The 18,266-nt window shown below is 65.6% G+C and carries 19 protein-coding genes; 10 read left to right on the top strand and 9 right to left on the bottom strand.

Annotated elements, in window-relative coordinates; translation table 11 throughout:
• Nucleotides 1–77: 77 nt before the first annotated feature.
• Nucleotides 78–428: a holo-ACP synthase gene (locus DQ353_RS07815; RefSeq protein ID WP_113762214.1), complete on the bottom strand. Its 351-nt coding sequence runs from the start codon at nt 426–428 to the stop codon at nt 78–80.
• A 104-nt stretch (nt 429–532) separates the two neighbouring features.
• On the opposite strand from DQ353_RS07815, the gene DQ353_RS07810 reads away from it, so the two are divergent.
• A complete protein-coding gene (locus tag DQ353_RS07810; protein ID WP_113762213.1) occupies nt 533–1,114 on the top strand; it encodes a mycothiol transferase in 582 nt (193 codons plus the stop codon).
• 81 nt (nt 1,115–1,195) lie between these two features.
• Here DQ353_RS07810 and glmS read toward each other — a convergent pair whose 3' ends face one another.
• Complete coding sequence (glmS, locus tag DQ353_RS07805; protein ID WP_113762212.1) at nt 1,196–3,067, bottom strand: glutamine--fructose-6-phosphate transaminase (isomerizing); 1,872 nt, start codon at nt 3,065–3,067, stop codon at nt 1,196–1,198.
• A gap of 148 nt (nt 3,068–3,215) precedes the next feature.
• On the opposite strand from glmS, the gene coaA reads away from it, so the two are divergent.
• The 7 genes from coaA to tsaD all read left to right on the top strand — a co-directional run bounded on the left by coaA (nt 3,216) and on the right by tsaD (nt 8,919).
• Nucleotides 3,216–4,175, top strand: coding sequence for a type I pantothenate kinase (coaA, locus tag DQ353_RS07800; RefSeq protein WP_113762211.1), 960 nt, complete (start codon nt 3,216–3,218; stop codon nt 4,173–4,175).
• Between the two features lie 95 nt (nt 4,176–4,270).
• Nucleotides 4,271–4,669, top strand: coding sequence for a large conductance mechanosensitive channel protein MscL (gene mscL, locus DQ353_RS07795; RefSeq protein ID WP_113762210.1), 399 nt, complete (start codon nt 4,271–4,273; stop codon nt 4,667–4,669).
• Nucleotides 4,670–4,890: 221 nt separating this feature from the next.
• Nucleotides 4,891–6,036, top strand: a complete 1,146-nt coding sequence (alr, locus tag DQ353_RS22220; protein ID WP_286166689.1) for an alanine racemase — start codon at nt 4,891–4,893, stop codon at nt 6,034–6,036.
• Nucleotides 6,029–6,577: a tRNA (adenosine(37)-N6)-threonylcarbamoyltransferase complex ATPase subunit type 1 TsaE gene (gene tsaE, locus DQ353_RS07785; protein ID WP_502696386.1), complete on the top strand. Its 549-nt coding sequence runs from the start codon at nt 6,029–6,031 to the stop codon at nt 6,575–6,577. The genes alr and tsaE overlap by 8 nt, the downstream gene beginning before the upstream one ends.
• A 10-nt stretch (nt 6,578–6,587) precedes the next feature.
• Nucleotides 6,588–7,259, top strand: a complete 672-nt coding sequence (gene tsaB, locus DQ353_RS07780; RefSeq protein ID WP_113762207.1) for a tRNA (adenosine(37)-N6)-threonylcarbamoyltransferase complex dimerization subunit type 1 TsaB — start codon at nt 6,588–6,590, stop codon at nt 7,257–7,259.
• The gene (gene rimI, locus DQ353_RS07775; protein ID WP_353616672.1) at nt 7,256–7,741 is read left to right on the top strand and encodes a ribosomal protein S18-alanine N-acetyltransferase; all 486 of its coding nucleotides are present in this window, start codon (nt 7,256–7,258) and stop codon (nt 7,739–7,741) included. The genes tsaB and rimI overlap by 4 nt, the downstream gene beginning before the upstream one ends.
• Before the next feature lie 104 nt (nt 7,742–7,845).
• A complete protein-coding gene (gene tsaD / locus DQ353_RS07770) occupies nt 7,846–8,919 on the top strand; it encodes a tRNA (adenosine(37)-N6)-threonylcarbamoyltransferase complex transferase subunit TsaD (protein WP_113762206.1) in 1,074 nt (357 codons plus the stop codon).
• 80 nt (nt 8,920–8,999) lie between these two features.
• Here the strand turns inward: tsaD and DQ353_RS07765 are convergent, their stop codons facing one another.
• The 7 genes from DQ353_RS07765 to DQ353_RS07735 form a co-directional block, all read right to left on the bottom strand.
• Nucleotides 9,000–10,142, bottom strand: coding sequence for a glutamate--cysteine ligase (locus DQ353_RS07765; RefSeq protein WP_113762205.1), 1,143 nt, complete (start codon nt 10,140–10,142; stop codon nt 9,000–9,002).
• 133 nt (nt 10,143–10,275) lie between these two features.
• Entirely contained in the window at nt 10,276–11,538 is a 1,263-nt protein-coding gene (locus tag DQ353_RS07760; RefSeq protein ID WP_113762204.1) for a class I SAM-dependent methyltransferase, read from the bottom strand.
• 133 nt (nt 11,539–11,671) lie between these two features.
• Nucleotides 11,672–12,541 carry a GDSL-type esterase/lipase family protein gene (locus DQ353_RS07755; RefSeq protein WP_113762203.1) on the bottom strand — a complete coding sequence of 290 codons (870 nt, stop codon included), beginning with the start codon at nt 12,539–12,541 and terminating at the stop codon, nt 11,672–11,674.
• Nucleotides 12,542–12,918: 377 nt separating this feature from the next.
• On the bottom strand, nt 12,919–13,293 hold the full coding sequence (fliW, locus tag DQ353_RS07750; protein WP_113762202.1) for a flagellar assembly protein FliW: 375 nt from the start codon (nt 13,291–13,293) through the stop codon (nt 12,919–12,921).
• Nucleotides 13,290–14,168 carry a flagellar hook-associated protein FlgL gene (flgL, locus tag DQ353_RS07745; protein WP_113762201.1) on the bottom strand — a complete coding sequence of 293 codons (879 nt, stop codon included), beginning with the start codon at nt 14,166–14,168 and terminating at the stop codon, nt 13,290–13,292. The genes fliW and flgL overlap by 4 nt, the downstream gene beginning before the upstream one ends.
• A gap of 17 nt (nt 14,169–14,185) precedes the next feature.
• On the bottom strand, nt 14,186–15,595 hold the full coding sequence (gene flgK, locus DQ353_RS07740; protein ID WP_113762200.1) for a flagellar hook-associated protein FlgK: 1,410 nt from the start codon (nt 15,593–15,595) through the stop codon (nt 14,186–14,188).
• Nucleotides 15,596–15,604: 9 nt separating this feature from the next.
• Nucleotides 15,605–16,090 carry a flagellar protein FlgN gene (locus DQ353_RS07735; protein ID WP_113762199.1) on the bottom strand — a complete coding sequence of 162 codons (486 nt, stop codon included), beginning with the start codon at nt 16,088–16,090 and terminating at the stop codon, nt 15,605–15,607.
• 221 nt (nt 16,091–16,311) lie between these two features.
• On the opposite strand from DQ353_RS07735, the gene DQ353_RS07730 reads away from it, so the two are divergent.
• Nucleotides 16,312–17,124: a sigma-70 family RNA polymerase sigma factor gene (locus DQ353_RS07730; protein WP_113762198.1), complete on the top strand. Its 813-nt coding sequence runs from the start codon at nt 16,312–16,314 to the stop codon at nt 17,122–17,124.
• Between the two features lie 117 nt (nt 17,125–17,241).
• Nucleotides 17,242–18,114 carry a flagellin N-terminal helical domain-containing protein gene (locus tag DQ353_RS07725; protein ID WP_113762197.1) on the top strand — a complete coding sequence of 291 codons (873 nt, stop codon included), beginning with the start codon at nt 17,242–17,244 and terminating at the stop codon, nt 18,112–18,114.
• The last annotated feature ends 152 nt before the right edge of the window (nt 18,115–18,266 follow it).

Genomic DNA, 18,266 nt, shown 5'->3' with positions numbered 1-18,266 from the left:
GAATACCCAACTGCGGGTGGTATTTGCCGCACGTTTCGGATGACGGGGCACGGGCGCGCCCGCTGCGGTGGCGGTCCTTAGCGTTCGGCGACGACCATGGCCGTGGCCAGGTCCCCGTCGTGGCTCATGGACAGGTGCCAATGCACCACTCCCTTTTTCGCAGCGGCTTCGGCCACCGAACCGTCGAGCACCACGTAGGGATCGCCGGCCTCGTCCTTTTCGATCCGGCAGTGCTGCCAGTTCATGCCCGCCGGGGCACCGAGCGCCTTGGCAATGGCCTCCTTGGCGGCAAAGCGCGCGGCCAGGGAACGGACGTGCAGCTCACGCTCCTCGGGCACGAAGAGGCGTTCGAGCAACGCGGGGGTCCGCTGAAGCTGCGCCTTGAAACGAGACACCTGGACCACGTCAACACCAATTCCCACGATCATGCCTTCGAGTTTATCGGCTCGCCGCTCCGGCCCCGTGCCGGGGAGCTACGGGCGTAGGCTTCAAGGCACCGCGTGCAGGGCGCAGGCGGGGAAGGGGAACGGCCATGGGAGTCAACGGGAGCGAACCGGAACCAAGCGCGATCGGGCTGCTGCGCGACGGATTTACGCGGGTGAGCGACGGGATCGAGACCCTGCTGGAGGCCGCCGAGCCGCGGATGCTGCGTTTCCGGGCCAGCAGCTCCGCAAACCCCGTGGCGTGGCTTATCTGGCACCTGAGCCGCGTGCAGGATGACCACTTCACCTTCCTGGCCCGGGCACTGGATCCGGCCTCGGGCACCGAGCAGCGCTGGATCGCCAACGACTGGGTTTCCCGCTTCAACCTCCCCTACCGGCGGTTGGACACCGGGTTCGGGCACAGCAGCGAACAGGTCGCGGACTTCGGCATGTATGACGGGGCGTACCTGCGCGGCTACCACCTGGACGTGCACCGGCAGTGCCTGGAAATCCTGGGCACGCTGCGCGAAACGGACCTTGGCGTGGTCGTCGACCGACGCTGGGACCCGCCGGTCACCGCGGCGGCGCGGTTGGTGAGCATCCTGGGGGAGACCACCGCGCACCTGGCCCAGGCGCAGTTCGTGCGCGGGATCTACCTGGATGTGCAGCGCACCCGGCGCCCGGGGGCTTAACCCCGAACGGCGCCGGCGCCTCCCCGCAAGGGGGGAAGGCACCGGCACCGCACGATGGTGGGACGTTGAAGAACCGAGTGGCTACTCGACCGTGACCGACTTGGCCAGGTTGCGCGGCTGGTCGACGTCCAGGCCCTTGGCTGTGGCCAGTTCGCAGGCGAAGAGCTGCAGCGGGACAGTGGCCAGCAGCGGCATCAACAGTGTCGGGGTCTCCGGGACGTAGAAGATGAACTCGGCGTAGTCGCGCACCGCCTCGTCGCCTTCCTCGGCGATGACCAGGGTCTTGGCGCCGCGGGCCCGGACCTCCTGGATGTTGGAGACGACCTTGGAGTGGAGCGAGTCGCGGCCGCGCGGGGACGGGACCACCACGAAGACCGGCTTGCCCTCTTCGATCAGTGCGATCGGGCCGTGCTTGAGCTCGCCGGCGGCAAAGCCCTCGGCGTGGATGTAGGCGATTTCCTTGAGCTTCAGGGCGCCCTCCATGGCCACCGGGTAGCCCACGTGGCGGCCCAGGAAAAGCACCGACTCGGTGTCCTTCATCGAGCGTGCCAGCTCCTTGATTTCCTCGGCGCGGTCCAGGATGTCCTGGATCTTCGCCGGGATCTTGCCCAGGTCGGCCAGGATGTCCTTGATCTGGCCGCTGAACAGGTTCCCGCGCAGCTGGCCCAGGTACAGGCCCAGCAGGTAGGTTGCGGTGATCTGGGCCAGGAACGCCTTGGTGGAGGCCACGGCGATTTCCGGTCCGGCGTGCGTGTAGAGCACGGCGTCGGACTCGCGGGGGATGGTCGATCCGTTGGTGTTGCAGATCGACAGGGTCTTGGCTCCCTGCTCCTTGGCGTAGCGCACGGCCATGAGCGTATCCATGGTTTCTCCGGACTGGGAGATGGAGACGACCAGGGTGTTGGAGTCAACGATCGGGTCGCGGTAGCGGAACTCGTGGCTCAGCTCGACCTCGACCGGGATGCGGCACCAGTTCTCGATGGCGTACTTGGCAACCGATCCGCCGTAGGCGGAGGTGCCGCAGGCCAGCACGACGATCTTGGTGACGGAGGCAAGTTCCTCGGGGGAGATGCGCAGCTCGTCGAGGGTCAGGCGGCCAAAGGCGTCCGAGCGGCCCAGCAGCGTGTCTGCGACTGCCGCGGGCTGGTCAAAGATTTCCTTTTCCATGAAGGAGGCGAAGCCGCCCTTTTCGGCGCTGGCTGCGTCCCAATCGACATGGAATTCCTTGCCCTCGGCGGGGTTGCCCTCGAAGTCGGTGATGCTGTGGGTCTCGGGGGTGATGGTGACGATCTGGTCCTGGCCCAGCTCGACCGCGCGGCGGGTGAAGTCGATGAAGCCAGAGACGTCCGAACCCAGGAAATTTTCCCCATCGCCCAGTCCCAGCACCAGCGGGGAGTTGCGGCGTGCCGCCACGACGACACCGGGGTGCTCGGCATGCACGGCCAGCAGCGTGAAGGCTCCCTCGAGCTGGCGGGCAGTCAGCTTCATGGAACGGGTGAGGTTCCCTTCGCCGGCGCCGCGGTAGACGGAGCCAAGCAGTGCCGCTGCAACTTCGGTGTCGGTGTCGGAGATGAACTCGACGCCCTGGGCGCGGAGCTTGGCCTTCAGCTCGGCGAAGTTCTCGATGATGCCGTTGTGGATCATTGCGAGGTTGCCTTCGTCGGCAAGGTGCGGGTGGGCGTTGGCGTCGGTCGGTCCGCCGTGGGTCGCCCAGCGGGTGTGCCCGATGCCGGTCAATGCCGCGGGAAGCGGTTCCTCTTCCAGCGACTGGACGAGGTTGGCGAGCTTGCCGGCCTTCTTGCGCGAGTCGATGCCCGCGTCGGTGACAACGGCCAGGCCGGCCGAGTCGTAACCGCGATATTCGAGGCGCCGCAGGCCCTCAAGAATCACATCGAGCGCGCCGTGATCGGCCGCGCGTCCAGCATTACCTACGTATCCAACAATTCCACACATGAAAAAAAGAGTACCGTGTCGCACAAGGCCGCAGATACGTTTGCCCCGTCGGATGGGCATAAAATTTTGTGGTCATGAACATAGGCCACAAGTATGGCCAAACGGTGAAGTTTGGGAATACAGGTGGGTTGTTGGCACAATTCAAGGCGTGAATGGACAGCGTGCGGTCGACTACAGTGCTACACCCTTCGTCGAATTGGACCGCCAGACGTGGGCAAGACTGTCCAATGAACTGAAGCAGCCCCTCGATGAAGCGGACCTGCGGCGCCTCAGCGGCCTGGGGGAACAGCTCAACCTCGCCGAGGTGCGCGAGGTCTACCTGCCTCTGTCGCGCCTGCTTAACCTCTATGTGCAGGGCGCGGCCTCGCTGCACCAGGCCACCAACACGTTCCTGGGGGAGAAGACCGGGCGCACCCCCTTCGTCATCGGCGTGGCAGGGTCGGTGGCCGTGGGCAAGTCCACGACCGCCCGCGTGCTGCAGGAGTTGTTGCGCCGCTGGCCCGACACCCCCGACGTGCAATTGATCACGACCGACGGCTTCCTGTACCCGAACTCGGATCTGGAAAAACGCGGCATCATGCACCGCAAGGGATTCCCGGAGTCCTACGACCGCCGCCGCCTGCTGCGCTTTGTCTCGGAAGTGAAATCCGGGGCCCCCGAGGTACGCGCACCCTGGTACTCGCACCTGAGCTACGACATCGTCCCCGGCAAGGAAGTGGTGGTGCGCTCCCCGCAGGTGCTGATCGTGGAGGGGCTCAACGTCCTGCAGCCGGCCAGGGCCCGGATGGACGGCACCGCGGGCCTGGCGCTAAGCGACTTCTTTGATTTTTCCGTCTATGTCGACGCGCGGACCGCCGACATCGAGGAGTGGTACATCCGCCGTTTCATGAAGCTGCGTTCGGGTGCGTTCTCGGATCCCGCGTCCTATTTCCACCGCTACGCATCGCTCAGCGACGAGGAGGCCAGGGAAACGGCGCATGGCATCTGGAAGCGCATCAACGAGCCGAACCTGCGGGAAAACGTCATTCCCACCCGGGGCCGCGCGCAGCTCGTATTAAGCAAATCGGCGGACCATTCGATCCGCCGAATGCTGCTGCGCAAGATCTGAAACCGGAATGTTTCCGATGAACTGTTCGTAAACTATTCGAAAAAATACCGCGACACCACCTGTTGACCACTGGCATTGTGTGCAAAGCTGGGCACATGCTCAAAGGATTCAGAGATTTCATTATGCAGGGCAACGTTGTTGACCTTGCCGTTGCCGTCGTCATTGGCGCCGCTTTTGGCGCCGTGGTCAATTCATTGGTTGAGAACATTCTCATGCCATTGATCGCAGCATTGGTTGGTTCGCCGAACTTCGACAACTTCCTCGTTGTCACGATCGGCGACGGTGTCGCCATCAAGTTCGGTGTGTTCCTGACCGTCTTGGTGAACTTCATCCTGATTGCTGCCGCCATCTACTTCATCGTCGTTCTGCCGATGAAGCATCTCAACGAGATGCGCCAGGCCCGCCTGGGCGTCGAGGAACCCGCCGAGGAACTCGATCCGCAGGTTGCCCTGCTGGCCGAGATCCGCGACGAACTGCGCAATCGAACCGTCTGATCCACCGCGCACCTTCGGGTGCCACTACCGATGATGCCCCGGCGTCCCGATCCTTGTGATCCGGCCGCCGGGGCATTTTCATGCCAAGACCTGGCACGGTGCGGGCCCGGGCAGGCGGTGTGCCCCTGAAGCAGGCACCGCATGGATAGTGGGATGATGGAGCGGTGAGTGCACAATCTACCGATCAGACCGAAAATCCAACCCACACCCAGGATCCGACAGTGGCGTCGGACTGGGAACGGCGCGCCATCATCGATCTGGCCAACGTCCGGGAAAACGTCAAGCGGGTTGCCGAGCTCGTGGCGCCGGCCGCCATCATGGGCGTTGTCAAGGCCGATGGCTACGGGCACGGAGCCGTGGCCGTGGGTCGCGCCGCGGTGCAGGCCGGGGCCACCTGGCTGGGCTGCGCCCACGTCACCGAGGCCCTGAAGGTCCGGGAAGCGGGACTCGAGGTCCCCATGCTGGCCTGGTTGCACACCAAGGGGACCCCCTTCGCCGAGGCCATCGCCGCAAACATCGACCTGGCCGTCTCCGGCTGGGAACTTGAGCATGTGGCCCGTGCCGCGCAGGCCGCGGCCCAACCGGCACGCGTGCACCTGAAGATCGACACCGGACTGGGCCGCAACGGCAGCACCCCCGAGGAATGGGAACTGTTGCTGGGTCGCGCTGCCAGTTACCAGGAAGAGGGATTGATGCGCGTGGTGGGCGTCTTTTCCCACCTGGCCGTCGCCGACGAACCCGAACGCCCGGAGACCGACGACCAGCTCGAGGCCTTCAACCAGGCCGTGGCACTGGCCGAGGACGCGGGCTTCGACCTCGAGGTGCGGCACATCGCCAACACCCCGGCAATCCTCACCCGTCCGGACGCCCACTACGACATGGTCCGCCTGGGCCTTGGCCTGTACGGACTGAGCCCCTTTGCCGGGGAAGACCCGGCACGCTACGGCCTGCGCCCCGCCATGACGCTGGTCAGCAGGATCGCGAACGTCAAAAAGGTACCGGCCGGGCAGGGCGTGGGCTACGGCCTGCGCTACCACACGGAGAGAGACACCTACCTGGGCCTGGTCCCGATGGGCTACGCCGACGGGGTGCCACGCGTCGCGCTGAACGCACCGGTGAGCATCAACGGCACGATCTACCGGGTTCGGGGCACCATCGCCATGGACCAGTTCGTGGTGGACCTGGGCCCGGATGTCGACGTCGAGGCAATCCTGGGCTCAGAGGTCATCCTCTTTGGCGACGGCGGCCCCTCGGTCACCGAATGGGCCGACGCCGCCGGCACCATCAACTACGAGATCGTCACCCGGATTTCCCCGCGGGTCCCGCGCCGGTTGGTGGAAGGCTCCTGGGGTGAATCCGGTGAGTGAGCCTTCCGTGGCCGTCGAACTCGCGGTGCACGACATCGCCCAGACCAAGGAGTTCGCGCACCGGCTCGGGGCGATCCTGGTCCCGGGGGACCTGCTGGTGCTCACCGGCGAGCTCGGGGCCGGCAAGACCACCTTCACCCAGGGCCTCGGGCTGGGCATGGGGGTGCGCGAGGGCATCATCTCGCCCACCTTCGTGATCTCCCGGACCCACCCGGCCCTGGGCACCGGGCCCGACCTGGTGCACGTGGACGCCTACCGGCTGGACAGCGCCGCCGAGCTTGACGACCTGGACCTGGAAGCGGGCATGGGCACCGCGGTCACGGTCGTGGAGTGGGGCGCGGGCAAGGTCGAGCAGCTCAGCGACTCCCGCCTGGAGATCGTGCTGCTGCGCCCCGGCTCGGTGCAGAACCACGAGGACCTGGTCTTCGACTTCCACGAGGGCGAGGACGATGAGCCGCGCACCATCAAGCTCACGGCCATCGGCCCGCGCTGGGACAACGACCCGGCGCTTGCGGCCCTGCTGAACGACTTCACGAGCTAAGGGAAAACACATGCTGCTACTGGCCATCGACACCTCCGCCAACGCCTCGGCGGCGCTGCTGCGCGCCGAGGGCACCGCCATCGAAGTGCTCGGCTCCTTCACCTCCACCGAAAGCAACGACCACTCCGAGGTCCTGGCCCCGGCCATCGAATCCCTGCTGGCCACCGCCGGTTCGGTGGTTCCCGCGGCGATCGCGGTCGGCGTGGGCCCCGGGCCCTTCACCGGGCTGCGCGTGGGCCTGGCCACGGCCCGCACCCTGGGCTTTGTCTGGGGCGCGCCGGTCCACGGGGTGATGAGCCTGGATGCCATCGCGCTGGATGCGGCGGCGCAGCAACCGGCCGGGGACTTCACCGTCGCCATCGACGCGCGGCGCAAGGAGCTCTACTGGGCACGCTACGACAAGGCCGGGGTGCTGCTCGACGGGCCCCACGTCACCGTGGCCGAGGAACTGCCCGCAGGCCCGGTGTACGGGGCCGGGGCCGGACTCTACGCCGACCGCCTGGCCGCGGTGGGTGCCAAAGCCGAGGAAGGCTTCGAAAGCTCCCACCCCGGCGCCGTGTCGCTTGGCACCCGCGCGCTGCGCAGCCTGGCTGCCGGCGATCCCCTGCTGGGCACCGAGCCGCTGTACCTGCGCGAATCCGACGCCAAGGTGCCCGCGGTGATGAAGGGCAAGCTGCTGTGACCGGGCAACAAGCCAACTCCGTGCCTGCGGGCCTGGAAACCAGGCCCATGCTCCACTCGGACGTGGACGAGGTCTGGAAGATGGAAAAGGCGCTCTTCCCGGCGGATGCCTGGCCGCGGGAGATGTTCATCGGCGAACTGGACCTGGTGGACACCCGGAACTACTGGGTGGTGCAGGACGCCGGGAAAACAATCGCGTACTGCGGGCTGATGTGCGTGCTGCCGTTGGCGGATGTGCAGACCATCGCCGTGGATCCGCTCTACGAGGGCCGGGGGATCGGCACGCACCTGTTGCGCCTGATGATCGACACCGCCACTGCGCGCAGCGCCACCGACCTGTTGCTGGAGGTCCGCGAGGACAACCCCAGGGCCCAGGGCCTGTATGAGCGCCACGGGTTCGAGGCCATCCACCGCCGCAGGGGGTACTACCGCGACGGCGTCGATGCCGTGATCATGCGCAAGGTGCTGTTCACTCCCGCTTGATCCCGCAGCATCCACGCTTCCGGGTGGCCCGTGGCCGGCGGGCAACGCAGCGGTGAATGCGCCCGCTTCGCCCAAAGCGGGGCCCCGGCCCTAAAATTGGAACCATGTCCCTTACTGCACCGCTCGTTCTTGGCATTGAATCCTCCTGTGACGAAACCGGGGTGGGTATCGTGCGTGGAACCGAACTCCTGGTCAACGCCGTGGCCTCCTCCATGGAAGAGCATGTGCGCTTCGGCGGGGTCATCCCCGAGATTGCCTCCCGCGCCCACCTGGACGCCTTCGTGCCGACGCTGTCGGCCGCGTTGAAGGACGCGGGGGTGACGCTGGATGAGATCGACGCGATCGCCGTCACCAGCGGCCCCGGGCTCTCCGGCGCCCTGATGGTGGGGGTCTCCGCCGCCAAGGCCCTGGCCCTGGCCACGGGCAAGCCGCTGTACGCGATCAACCACCTGGTCGCCCACGTGGGCGTCGGCATCCTGGACGGGGGCAAGCTCCCGGAAAACCTCGGGGCGCTGTTGGTCTCCGGCGGCCACACCGAGATCCTGCAGGTCAACTCCCTGACCGACGATGTGCGCCTGCTCGGGGCCACGATCGACGACGCCGCGGGGGAGGCCTATGACAAGGTCGCCCGGCTGCTGGGCCTGGGCTACCCCGGCGGACCCGTCATTGACAGGATCGCCAAGGACGGGGATCCCAAGGCCATCCGCTTCCCGCGCGGGCTGACCCTGCCCAAATTCATCGGCACCGCCGAGGAACCGGGCAAGCACCGCCACGACTTTTCCTTCTCCGGGCTCAAGACCGCGGTGGCACGCTGCGTGGAGCAGTACCAGAAGCGCGGCGAGGAGGTGCCGGTGGCCGACATCGCCGCCGGCTTCCAGGAGGCCGTGGTCGATGTGATCACCTCCAAGGCGGTGCGCGCCTGCCAGGAACACGGGCTGACCAACCTGATGCTCGGGGGAGGGGTGGCGGCGAACTCGCGGCTGCGCGAACTGCTGGCCGCGCGCTGCGCCTCGGCCGGGATCACCCTGCGGGTGCCGCCGCGAAACCTGTGCACGGACAACGGCGCGATGGTCGCTGCCCTGGGCGCCCAGCTGGTCGCCGGCGGCATTGCCCCGACCGGATTGGGTTTCTCCACCGACTCCGGGCAGCCGGTGTCCCTGGTTTCATTGGTGGCATAGAACCAAGACATCTTTGGATGCAATAAGGGGTGGACGGGAAATTTCCCGGCCACCCCTTATTGCATATTTGGATCCTTGGCTCAGGCCAGGTGCATCCGCCGGACGTTGTCCTTGACGATCTCGTGGAGGTCGCCGTTGTTCGCCGAGGCGATCTTGTGCTGCCATTGGTAGCCGGCGCCGCCGGTGATGATGCGTTCCACATCGGCCAGCTCGGCGCTGCAGCCGAGCTTTTCGGCGACCGGGGCCAGTCGCTCGAGCTCCAGGCGCAGGTGGTCGGTGACGAGCATTTCGTCGCCGGCGGCGTTGAGGATGATGATCGCCTCCATGCCGTAGCGGGCGGCACGCCACTTGTTCTCGACCCGGAACCACGGAGGCATGACCGGGATGGTTCCCCCGGCATCCAGCGTGGAGGACATGTCATCGACCAGGCACTGGGTCAGTGCGGCGATCGCACCGATGTCCTGCAGCGAGGACAGCCCGTCGGGGATGCGCATTTCCACTGTCCCGAAGCGCGGCACCGGGCGCACATCCCAGCGGATCTCGGAGATGTCGTCGATGACCCCGGTGTGCATCATGTCCGCGACGTAGGCCTCGTATTGCTCCCACGCCCCGAAGTGGTACGGGATCCCGGCGGTGGGCAGCTGCTGGAACATCAGGGCGCGGTGCGAGGCGTAGCCGGTGTCCTCCCCTCCCCAGAAGGGGCTGGAGGCCGAGAGCGCCTGGAAGTGCGCCTGGTAGTTGATCAGCCCGTCGACGATCGGCAGGGCCTTGGCCCGGGAATCCAGGCCCACGTGCACGTGCACCCCGTAGATGACCATCTGCTGGCCCCACCACTGGGTGCGGTCGATCATCTTCGCGTAGCGGTCCTTGTCGGAGACCGGCTGCAGCTTCGGGGGCGCGAAGGGGTGGGACCCGGCGCAGTACAAATCCACGCCCATGGGGTCGGTGACCTCGCGGACGGCCACCAGGTTCTCGTGCAGTTCGGCCTTCGCCTGCGCCACGGTTTCGCACACACCCGTCACGATTTCCACGGTGTTCAGCAGCAACTCCTGCTTCACATGGGGATGTTCGTCGCCGACGCCCAGGGATCCGTGCCGCACGTTCAGTTCGGCGAGGACTTCCTCGGCTACCGAACGCAGGTCGGAAGTATGGCGATCCACCAACGCAACTTCCCATTCCACACCGAGCGTGGACTGGCGTGATGATGCGAAATCTATTTGCATCGAACCTCCATGATTCATGAGGCGATCCACCCCAATATGTTCTTCCCGCCAGTCTATCGAGCGAAACCACACAGTTGATGCCACCGCTGGAGGTTCGGTGGGGTTTGGCGGTCCAGCGGTCGTGTAATTGCGCTCACACGGGGAAAGCGACCGGCTCGACCTCGATGGCCAGGCGCGTATCGCCGATGCGGGTGAGCACCAGGGTCGCCTTGTTTTTTGCATCGCGTCCGGTGCCGGCCAGCAGGATCTTGCGCAGCTCCTCCGGGGTGACGTCCATGCCGCGCTTCTTGATGTCCAGCACGCCGATCTTTTCGGCCTTGACCCACGCGCGCAGGTTCTTCACGTGGTACGGGTGGATGGCCAGGACCTTGTAGGCCTTGGCCAGCGGGGTGTCCACGGCTTCGGCGGTGCTGAAGTAGGCGATGTGCGGGTCGAGAAGGTGCCCGCCGGTGTCCTTGAGCAGCTGGTCGATCAGCCCGGCGCGGATCACCGCACCGTCGGGTTCGTAGATGTAGGAATCGATCGCGCCGACCGGCACGTCCCCGCGCAGCGCCGCGTCGGGGTCGAAGTCGACGGGGCTGGTCAGTTCCGTGGCGCCGTGTGCGCCGATGACCAGGGCCGCGCGGCGGACGCCGGGGCGGGCCAGCGGGCCGAACCAGAGGGCGGCCTCGGTGACATCCCCGTTGATGGAGACCCATTGGACCTCGCAATTGGCCGGGACCGCACCGTGCGGCAGGCCCGGGCCCATCTTCACGCCCACGGCCAGCCCGCGGTTGGCCAGCGACTCGACGAAAGACAGCGGAGGGGAGAACGCCTCGGGATCGAAGATCCGCGAGGTGCCGGAGGTGTCGGTGGTGCGCCGGGCCGGGTCCAGCCAGACCCCGTCGAAGCCGGTGAGGTCGAACTCGGTCGCGTCGGCGTTGATGACCGTGGCAGTGGGCCAGGGCATGAGGTTCAGGGTGGCCGCGGCCGCGGTGGTCTCGTCCATCTCCACGGCGGTCACCTCGATCTCGGCACTGGCCAGGGCGAGGGAATCCGCGCCGATGCCGCATCCAAGGTCGGCCACCTTCTTGATACCGGCGCGGGTGAAACGCTGGGCATGCAGGCCAGCAAGTTTCAAGCGCGTGGCCTGTTCCAGGCCCGCGGGAGTGAACACCATGCGGTCGGCGAAGGGCCCGAACTTGACCCGGGCCTTGGAACGCAACTGCGCCTGCTGGACCACGGCGGTGACCAGTTCCACCGGGTGCCCGGCCTTGCGCAGCGACAGGTTCAGGTTCAGCGCCGCCTCCTTGGTGCCGGCGGCGGACGGGTCGACCGAGTTCAGCAGTTCCCACCCCTGGGGTGTCAACAGTATTTCCAGCTGGGATGCTGCGGCCTCGGAGCTTTGGTTTGCCATGGGTTCAAGCCTAGTACGGATGCGGTCCGGTCCGCGGACGGGCGGGACGCGGTGCGGCGGGCAGTGTGCGGCCACCCGCACGGCCGCTGAAATGCCGTGCGGGTGGCCGCGGTCGATAAACCGCCGGTGGGAGTTAGCGCACCAGCTGGTTCATGTGGATGTGGTTGCGCACCGCGGGGTAGTAGCCATTGAGGTAGCCGTTGGTGGTGGGGTGCAGATTGAACGGATCGCCGAGGTTCGCCATGTTGAAGTAGATCCAGGAATCCGTTGCACCCAAGCCGTGGTTGTTGAACGGTCCCAGCACCGGCACGAACGTGGCGCTGGTGCCCTCCGTGGCGTCGCGGATGGCCCGGTTCAGCGAATCGCCCAGCTTGTTCAGGTCCCGCGCGTGGCTTGCGCTCATCAGCGCCTGGTCTCCGTTGGAGGCCGTGAACAGCCGCGGGTAGCCCAGCACCAGGATCTCGCCGGGTGTCGCTGCATCAATCAACTGCAGGGTTTGGTGGGCGGACCCGCCAACCATCGGGAGCGCGGCGTTCCCTGCTGCCAGTGCGGCATCGCAGGCCGCATCCGATCCCAGGGTGCTGCAGGCGATCACCAAGCCGGCCAGGTTAAGGTCGTTGCCGCCGAGCGTGAGGGTCGTCAGGTCCGCGGTGGCAAGGTACGGGGTGACCTGCTGGGCCACTGCCCCGATCTGAGCGGTGGTGAACCCCGCGCAGGCAACGTTGGCGGTGAGGTTGACGTTGTCCATGGCAGCGATCTTGGTGACGTGCGTTTGGCCGTTTCCTTGCAGGCAACCCGGGAACGGACCGGGGACCAAGGCCCCGGAGCCGAATCCGGCGGAGTACGAGTCGCCGAGGTTGACGTAGTTCACGATCCCCGAGGTGCTGGTTTCCGTCGGCGGCGCCAGCGCGGCGGCCGGGCCCATCCCGGTGAGGGACAGGGCACACGCGGCAATGCCGGCGGCGAATATGGCGAAAAGTCGAGATGGTGCGAAGCGAGCCATGGGAAGGTCCCCCTGCTTTCAACATGGCGGGGCGTCGGTGACGCGCCGCCGGTTTCCCGAAGGGTCGGGTGGCCGTGTGGGGCGCCGCGCCGTTGCCGGAAGGGGCCCCGTGGTTCGAATCCCCAAGGATGGGAACCACCATCCGGCCGGGCGCGAGGCACGGCCGGTGTGCCAGGATGCGGGACCGAGGCTCTCGACTCGCACGTATTGCCAATCCTAGGACTGAAAATGGCCATTGGACAGGGTTTGGGAGGGGGAACATGGCACGTCACGGCGCTGCGGCTCCCGGGGAGCAGCAGGCAGAAGCCCGTGGCCTCGGCTGTTACCGGGTTCTCGGAAGTCGTCCCGAGGCTGGCAAACGGGTTCCGGGCCCGGGATCAGAGCGGCAGTGCCGAGCGGATGGGCCAGTCCTGGCCCTCCAGGATGAGCTGGGCGCAGGCCCCGGTATTGGTGTTGAACACCAGCGGCGCCAGCAGGTTGACGCTCGCTTGGCTGTCGGAAGTGTTCACCACGACCAGGACGCAGCGGGAAGCGGGCTCCGGCTCCCCGAGCAACGCCATTTGTTCGTTGGTGAACACCGGCTTGTAGTCGGCCAGGTGCAATGCCGCATCCAGCACGAAGAGGCGCAGCCCCGCGGACTGCGGCGAAGCCAACGAGTACAGCCCCAGCGCACCCTCGACGGGTTCCAGGGACAGCGTGGTGGCCTCGGGGAATCCCGGCAGCGCGGCGGCGGGAACCAGTACCCGGCTCATCGCAGGAAGTCCATCAGCGAGGGCTGCAGGGTGCGGGCCGCGGCGGACAGGGCCGCCTGATAGGCGACCTCCTGGGTCTTGAGCTCCAGGATGACCTTGCCCAGGTCGATGTCCTCGATGCCGCTGCGGCGGGCTTCGAGGGAAACGGCGTCCGAGAGCAGCGCATCGTCGGCTGCCAGTACGGCCGCGTGGCTGGCGCCGATGGTGGCCTGGGCCCCGAGGACCTGTTGGAGGTGCTTGTCGACGTCACCGATCTTGGGGGAGATGTTGGTCCCCGCACGCAGTGCATCGGCAATGTCCTTCACGAGCTTGAACACGCTGTCGTCCCCTTCCCCGAAGACGGTGGCCCCGGCGGCGTCCACGCGGACCGTCGAGTTCGGGCCGATGCGCCGATCCACGGCAGCGGTACCGTGGAATTGGTAGGTGTTCTTGTCCAGCGCCTCTGATTTGTTGGTGGTTCCGGCAAAGACATGGCGTCCCATGAATTGGGTGTTGGCCGCGGTGAGCAGGGCGTCGTGCAACTGGTCGAGTTCCAGGGCGATCGCTTCCTTGGCGTCCGGGTTCAGGGCGCCGTCATTGGCTCCCTTGACGGTGAGGTCGCGGATCTGCTGGATGATGTTGGTCGCGCTGGTCAGGGCCTTGTCAGTGGTCGAAAGCCAGCCATTGGCGTCCTGCACGTTGCGGGAGAACTGTGCATTCAGTCGCTGTTCGGCGCGCAGGGCCATGACATTTGCGGTGCCCGAGGGGTCGTCGCTTGGCTTGCCGATTTCCTTCTGGGTGCCGGCCTTGTTCTGGATGGTGGCCAGCCGGGTCATGGCTGCCTGTAGGTTGCGCTCGGCATTGAGGTTGAGTGCCGCGGTCGTGATTCTGGTCATGGGTTTGGTTCCTTCCCCTAGCGTCCGACGAGTCCGGTGCGGTTGATCAGCGTGTCGAGCATTTCATCGATGGCCGTCATGACGCGTGCGGCACCCTGGAAGGCATGCTGGTTGGCGATCAATGCAACGTTCTCCTCATCGAGGGATACCGCGGAGACCGATTGCTGGGCGTTGATGGCGCCGGAGGCCGCCACCGCGGTGGAGACCGCTTGCTGGGCCTCGGCGCGGGTGGTCGTGCCGATCTTGATGACAAGGTTCGCCCACAAGGCGTCGGGACCACCAGGCACCTTGCCGAGTTCCGTCATCTTCGCGGCGTTGGAACCGTCCAGGTTCCCATCAATGGTGCTGCTGGTTGCCAGGTCTGCAGCACCCTGAGCCAGGACCGCCAGGTTGCCGGCAGCGTCGAAGCCGAAGAACGCCTGGCCGGGGCCGCCCGCCACGGTGAAGCCGCCAGCCTGGACGTCGTTGACTCGGCCAGCCAGTTCCTTGGCGATGCCTTCTAGCGCCTTCGCGCCTTCGGCGAGCGAGCCACCGGTTCCGTTGCCATCGGCCGGGGCAAGGACCGCCAGCGCCCCGGCGAGGCGTCCGGATTGCAGGGCAATTGGCGACCCGGTGCGGTGGGCCCACTGAATGGACGGCGCGGCTCCTGCGCCACCGAAGTTCATGGCGCCGGTGGCTTCCAGCGGGCGGACCGTGCCGCCGGTGACCAAAGCATTTCCGTCAATCAGTACGTCGATGGTCCCGTCGGGCAGTTCGCGGACGGTTGCGCCGGAAAGCTCGGCGATGTTCTGGGTCAGCAGGTCCCGCTGGTCGAGCAGGGCATTGGGAGTGCCGCCGGACGCGAGGGTCGATCGAATCTGTTCGTTCAGCCCTGCCACGGCGGAGGCCGCGGCGTTGATGTCCCCGACCATGGTGTCCAGGCTTTGTCGCTGGGCTTCCCACTGGTCGGAGATCTCGGTGCGGGACAGCCCTATCCGGTTGGCCACGGCCTTGGCGCGCTCGATCAGCACCACCGCGGGGGAGGCCTCGCCGGGCTGGTTGGCGACATCCTGCCAGCCGGCCCAAAAATCGTTGAGCAGTGCCGAGAGCCCGTTTTCGCCCGGTTCCCGCAAGATCCCCTCGAGGTTGGTCATGGCCTCGGCGCGGGTGTCGGACTGGGCAGCCAGGGCGATGGTTCCGCGAACGCGGGCATCTAGGTGCGCATCGGCCAGACGGGCGATCCCTGTCAGGGTTACGCCTTGTCCGACGCCGGGCCGGGAAGCCAGCAGGCCAGTCGATGCCACGGAGCCGACGGACAGGAAGTCTGCGCGTTGCCGCGTGTAGCCGGCCGTGCCCACATTGGCCATGTTGTTGCCGGCCGTCTCCATCGCCAGGCGCGCGGCATTCAGGCCGGACATGGCCGTGTTCAGGCCGCTGAATGTACTCACGTCGGTTCCTTAGAGGTTGGTGTCGATGATGTGGGCGCCGGAATTTCGCGACGCGGTTGCCCCTGCCGGGCCATACAACGAGGGATCGTCACCGAGGGACGCCAGGGTTTCTTGCGTGGAGCGGTGGGCGGCCCGCAAATACTGTTCGTTGGCATCCCGCAGTTGGCCGATCTCGGCACCGGTGTGTCGCAGTGCCGCCAGATGCGCGCCGAGGATTTCGTGCCATGGCCCTTCGGGTGCGGCTTCGATGATTTCCGACAGTGGCGCAGCTGCGTCAAGTCCCCAAGACAGGGCAACCCGCGCTGCCTCGACGGCACGGTTCAGGCCCGCGGCGTTGACCTTCTCCAAGACATTTTCGATCTCACGAGTGGCCAGCTGGATCCATTGGGACTTGCCGGCAACGAGCAAAAGATGCTGTTCCTCCAACTTGAAGTGCAGCAGCTCAAGCAGTTCCCGTTCTTTCCACAACAGAGCCGAAAGCTCATTGGTACCCATGATTTTTGTCTCTCCAAAACTGTTGTGCCCCAATAATTTCCCCCAGTCAAAGGAGTCTATCGGCCGACACAAAGTGAACGTTAGTTATCCAACGGACCATTTAGGCCGGATTGCGGCTAACATCTGTTCTTGGGGAATTACGCATTTGGGGAAAATGGCTAGTTGGCCAGAGGCAATGGCTTCTGGACTTTTGATCACTCAAGTGGACAAGGACGATCCGGTTGGAGCGACAAGTACGCAACCAGATGGTGCTGGAAAACCTTCCGCTGGTAGGTTATCTCGCCGCAGAATTGTGCGCGAAGGCGACGCATCTCTCCCGCGAGGATTTGGCGTCGGTGGGGGCCATTGCCCTGATCACCGCGGCGGATTCCTTCGACAACACCCTAGGGGTTCCTTTCGGGGCCTACGCCAGGCGGCGAATCGTGGGTGCCTTCGCCGACGACATGCGATCCAACGACTGGGCCACACGCGGCGCGCGCAAGAAGATCACCGAAACACGCACCGTCCAGGACTCCCTGACCGCCGCGCTGGGGCGAACGCCGACGGTTACCGAACTGTCTGAAGCGCTGGGCCTAGACCAGACGGCTACTCTCGCGATCTTGAGCGACTCGGCACGCACCGTGGTGGCGATCGATGACACCATGAATGACTACCTCTCTTCCGGCATCGAGACGCCGGAAGAATCATTGCTCGAAGCGGAACGCACCAAGGTCATCCGCGATGCCGTCGCGGCGCTGCCGGACAACCTGCGCTTGGTCATCGAACGCATCTACTTCGAGGGCTCCAGCGTGAAGGAACTCGCGACCGAAATGGGAGTCACCCACTCGGCGGTGTCCCAGCGACGCACCACCGCGATGAAGCTGCTGCACGAGGGACTGCAATCGCGGTACATTCCGGACCAGGCACCCTTGCCGGAATCGAGTCTAACCAAGGCGGCCACGCAGCGGCGGGAGCAGTACCTGAATGACTTTGGCGAACGTGTCGCCGGTGGCATCGTCCGGCTTGCCGGCCAGCCTGCATGGCCCTCGGCATAGCGGCCCAACACCTATTTCCCGTGACTGCTAACCGACCTTGTTGGGCGGTCGATAGTCGGTGATTGAGGTCCACGGACGGACCTTGGTACATACACCCGTCTCACGGAGGAATTCACCATGGGTATGCAGATCAACACCAACATCGCGGCGCTGAACGCTCACCGCAACCTTTCCAACACGCAGAACGACCTCTCCAAGTCGTTGGAGAAGCTCTCCTCGGGCCTGCGCATCAACCGCGCGGCCGACGACGCCGCCGGTCTGTCGATCTCCGAGGGCCTGCGCTCGCAGGTCAACGGCCTGGGTGTTGCGGCACGCAACGCCCAGGACGGTATCTCGGTGATCCAGACCGCCGAAGGGGCCCTGACCGAGGTCCACTCGATCCTGCAGCGCATGCGTGACCTGACAGTTCAGGCCGGAAACGGGTCCAACAACACCGAATCGCTGTCAGCCATCGATAAGGAAATCGACGGGCTCTCCTCTGAGCTCAACCGAATCTCGAACAACACCGAGTTCAACGGATCGAAGCTACTTCAGGGTGGATCGATGAGCTTCCAGATCGGTGCCAACGGAAACACCGCTACGGACGTTTCCAACACGATCACTGTGAATCACGCTGACATCTCCACCGCTGGCGCACTGGCTGGAATCGTCACAACGACCGCAGACGGCACCGATGTCACGGATTCGCTGATTGACGTCACCGACACGACCACGATTGCGGCCTCGATTGAATTGTTGGACACGGCAATTACCGCAGTGTCGGGTTCACGAGCAGATTTGGGTGCCGTGCAGAACCGGTTCGAATCAGCCATCAACACGCTCAACGTCTCCCGCGAAAACCTGCAGTCCGCAGAGTCCCGTATCCGCGACGTCGACATGGCTGCCGAAATGGTGAACTTCACCCGCTCGAACATCCTGTCGCAGGCTGGTACCGCGATGCTCGCGCAGGCCAACCAGTCAAACCAGGGTGTCCTACAGCTCCTCGGCTAAGCATCTCAAGCCGTTTAGCAACTAGCGGTTCCGAGCCACGAAGCGCTTCGGAACCGAGCTAAGCATCCAACGATCTCCCGTGGCAGGTTTGGGCTCCCCGAGCCCTGTGCTTGCCACGGGAGATTCGCGGTATCAACACCACAGCTAGAAAG

The organism is Arthrobacter sp. AQ5-05 (assembly GCF_003287975.1).
Lineage (GTDB): Bacteria > Actinomycetota > Actinomycetes > Actinomycetales > Micrococcaceae > Paeniglutamicibacter.
This window is presented reverse-complemented; position numbering and strand designations above follow the sequence as displayed.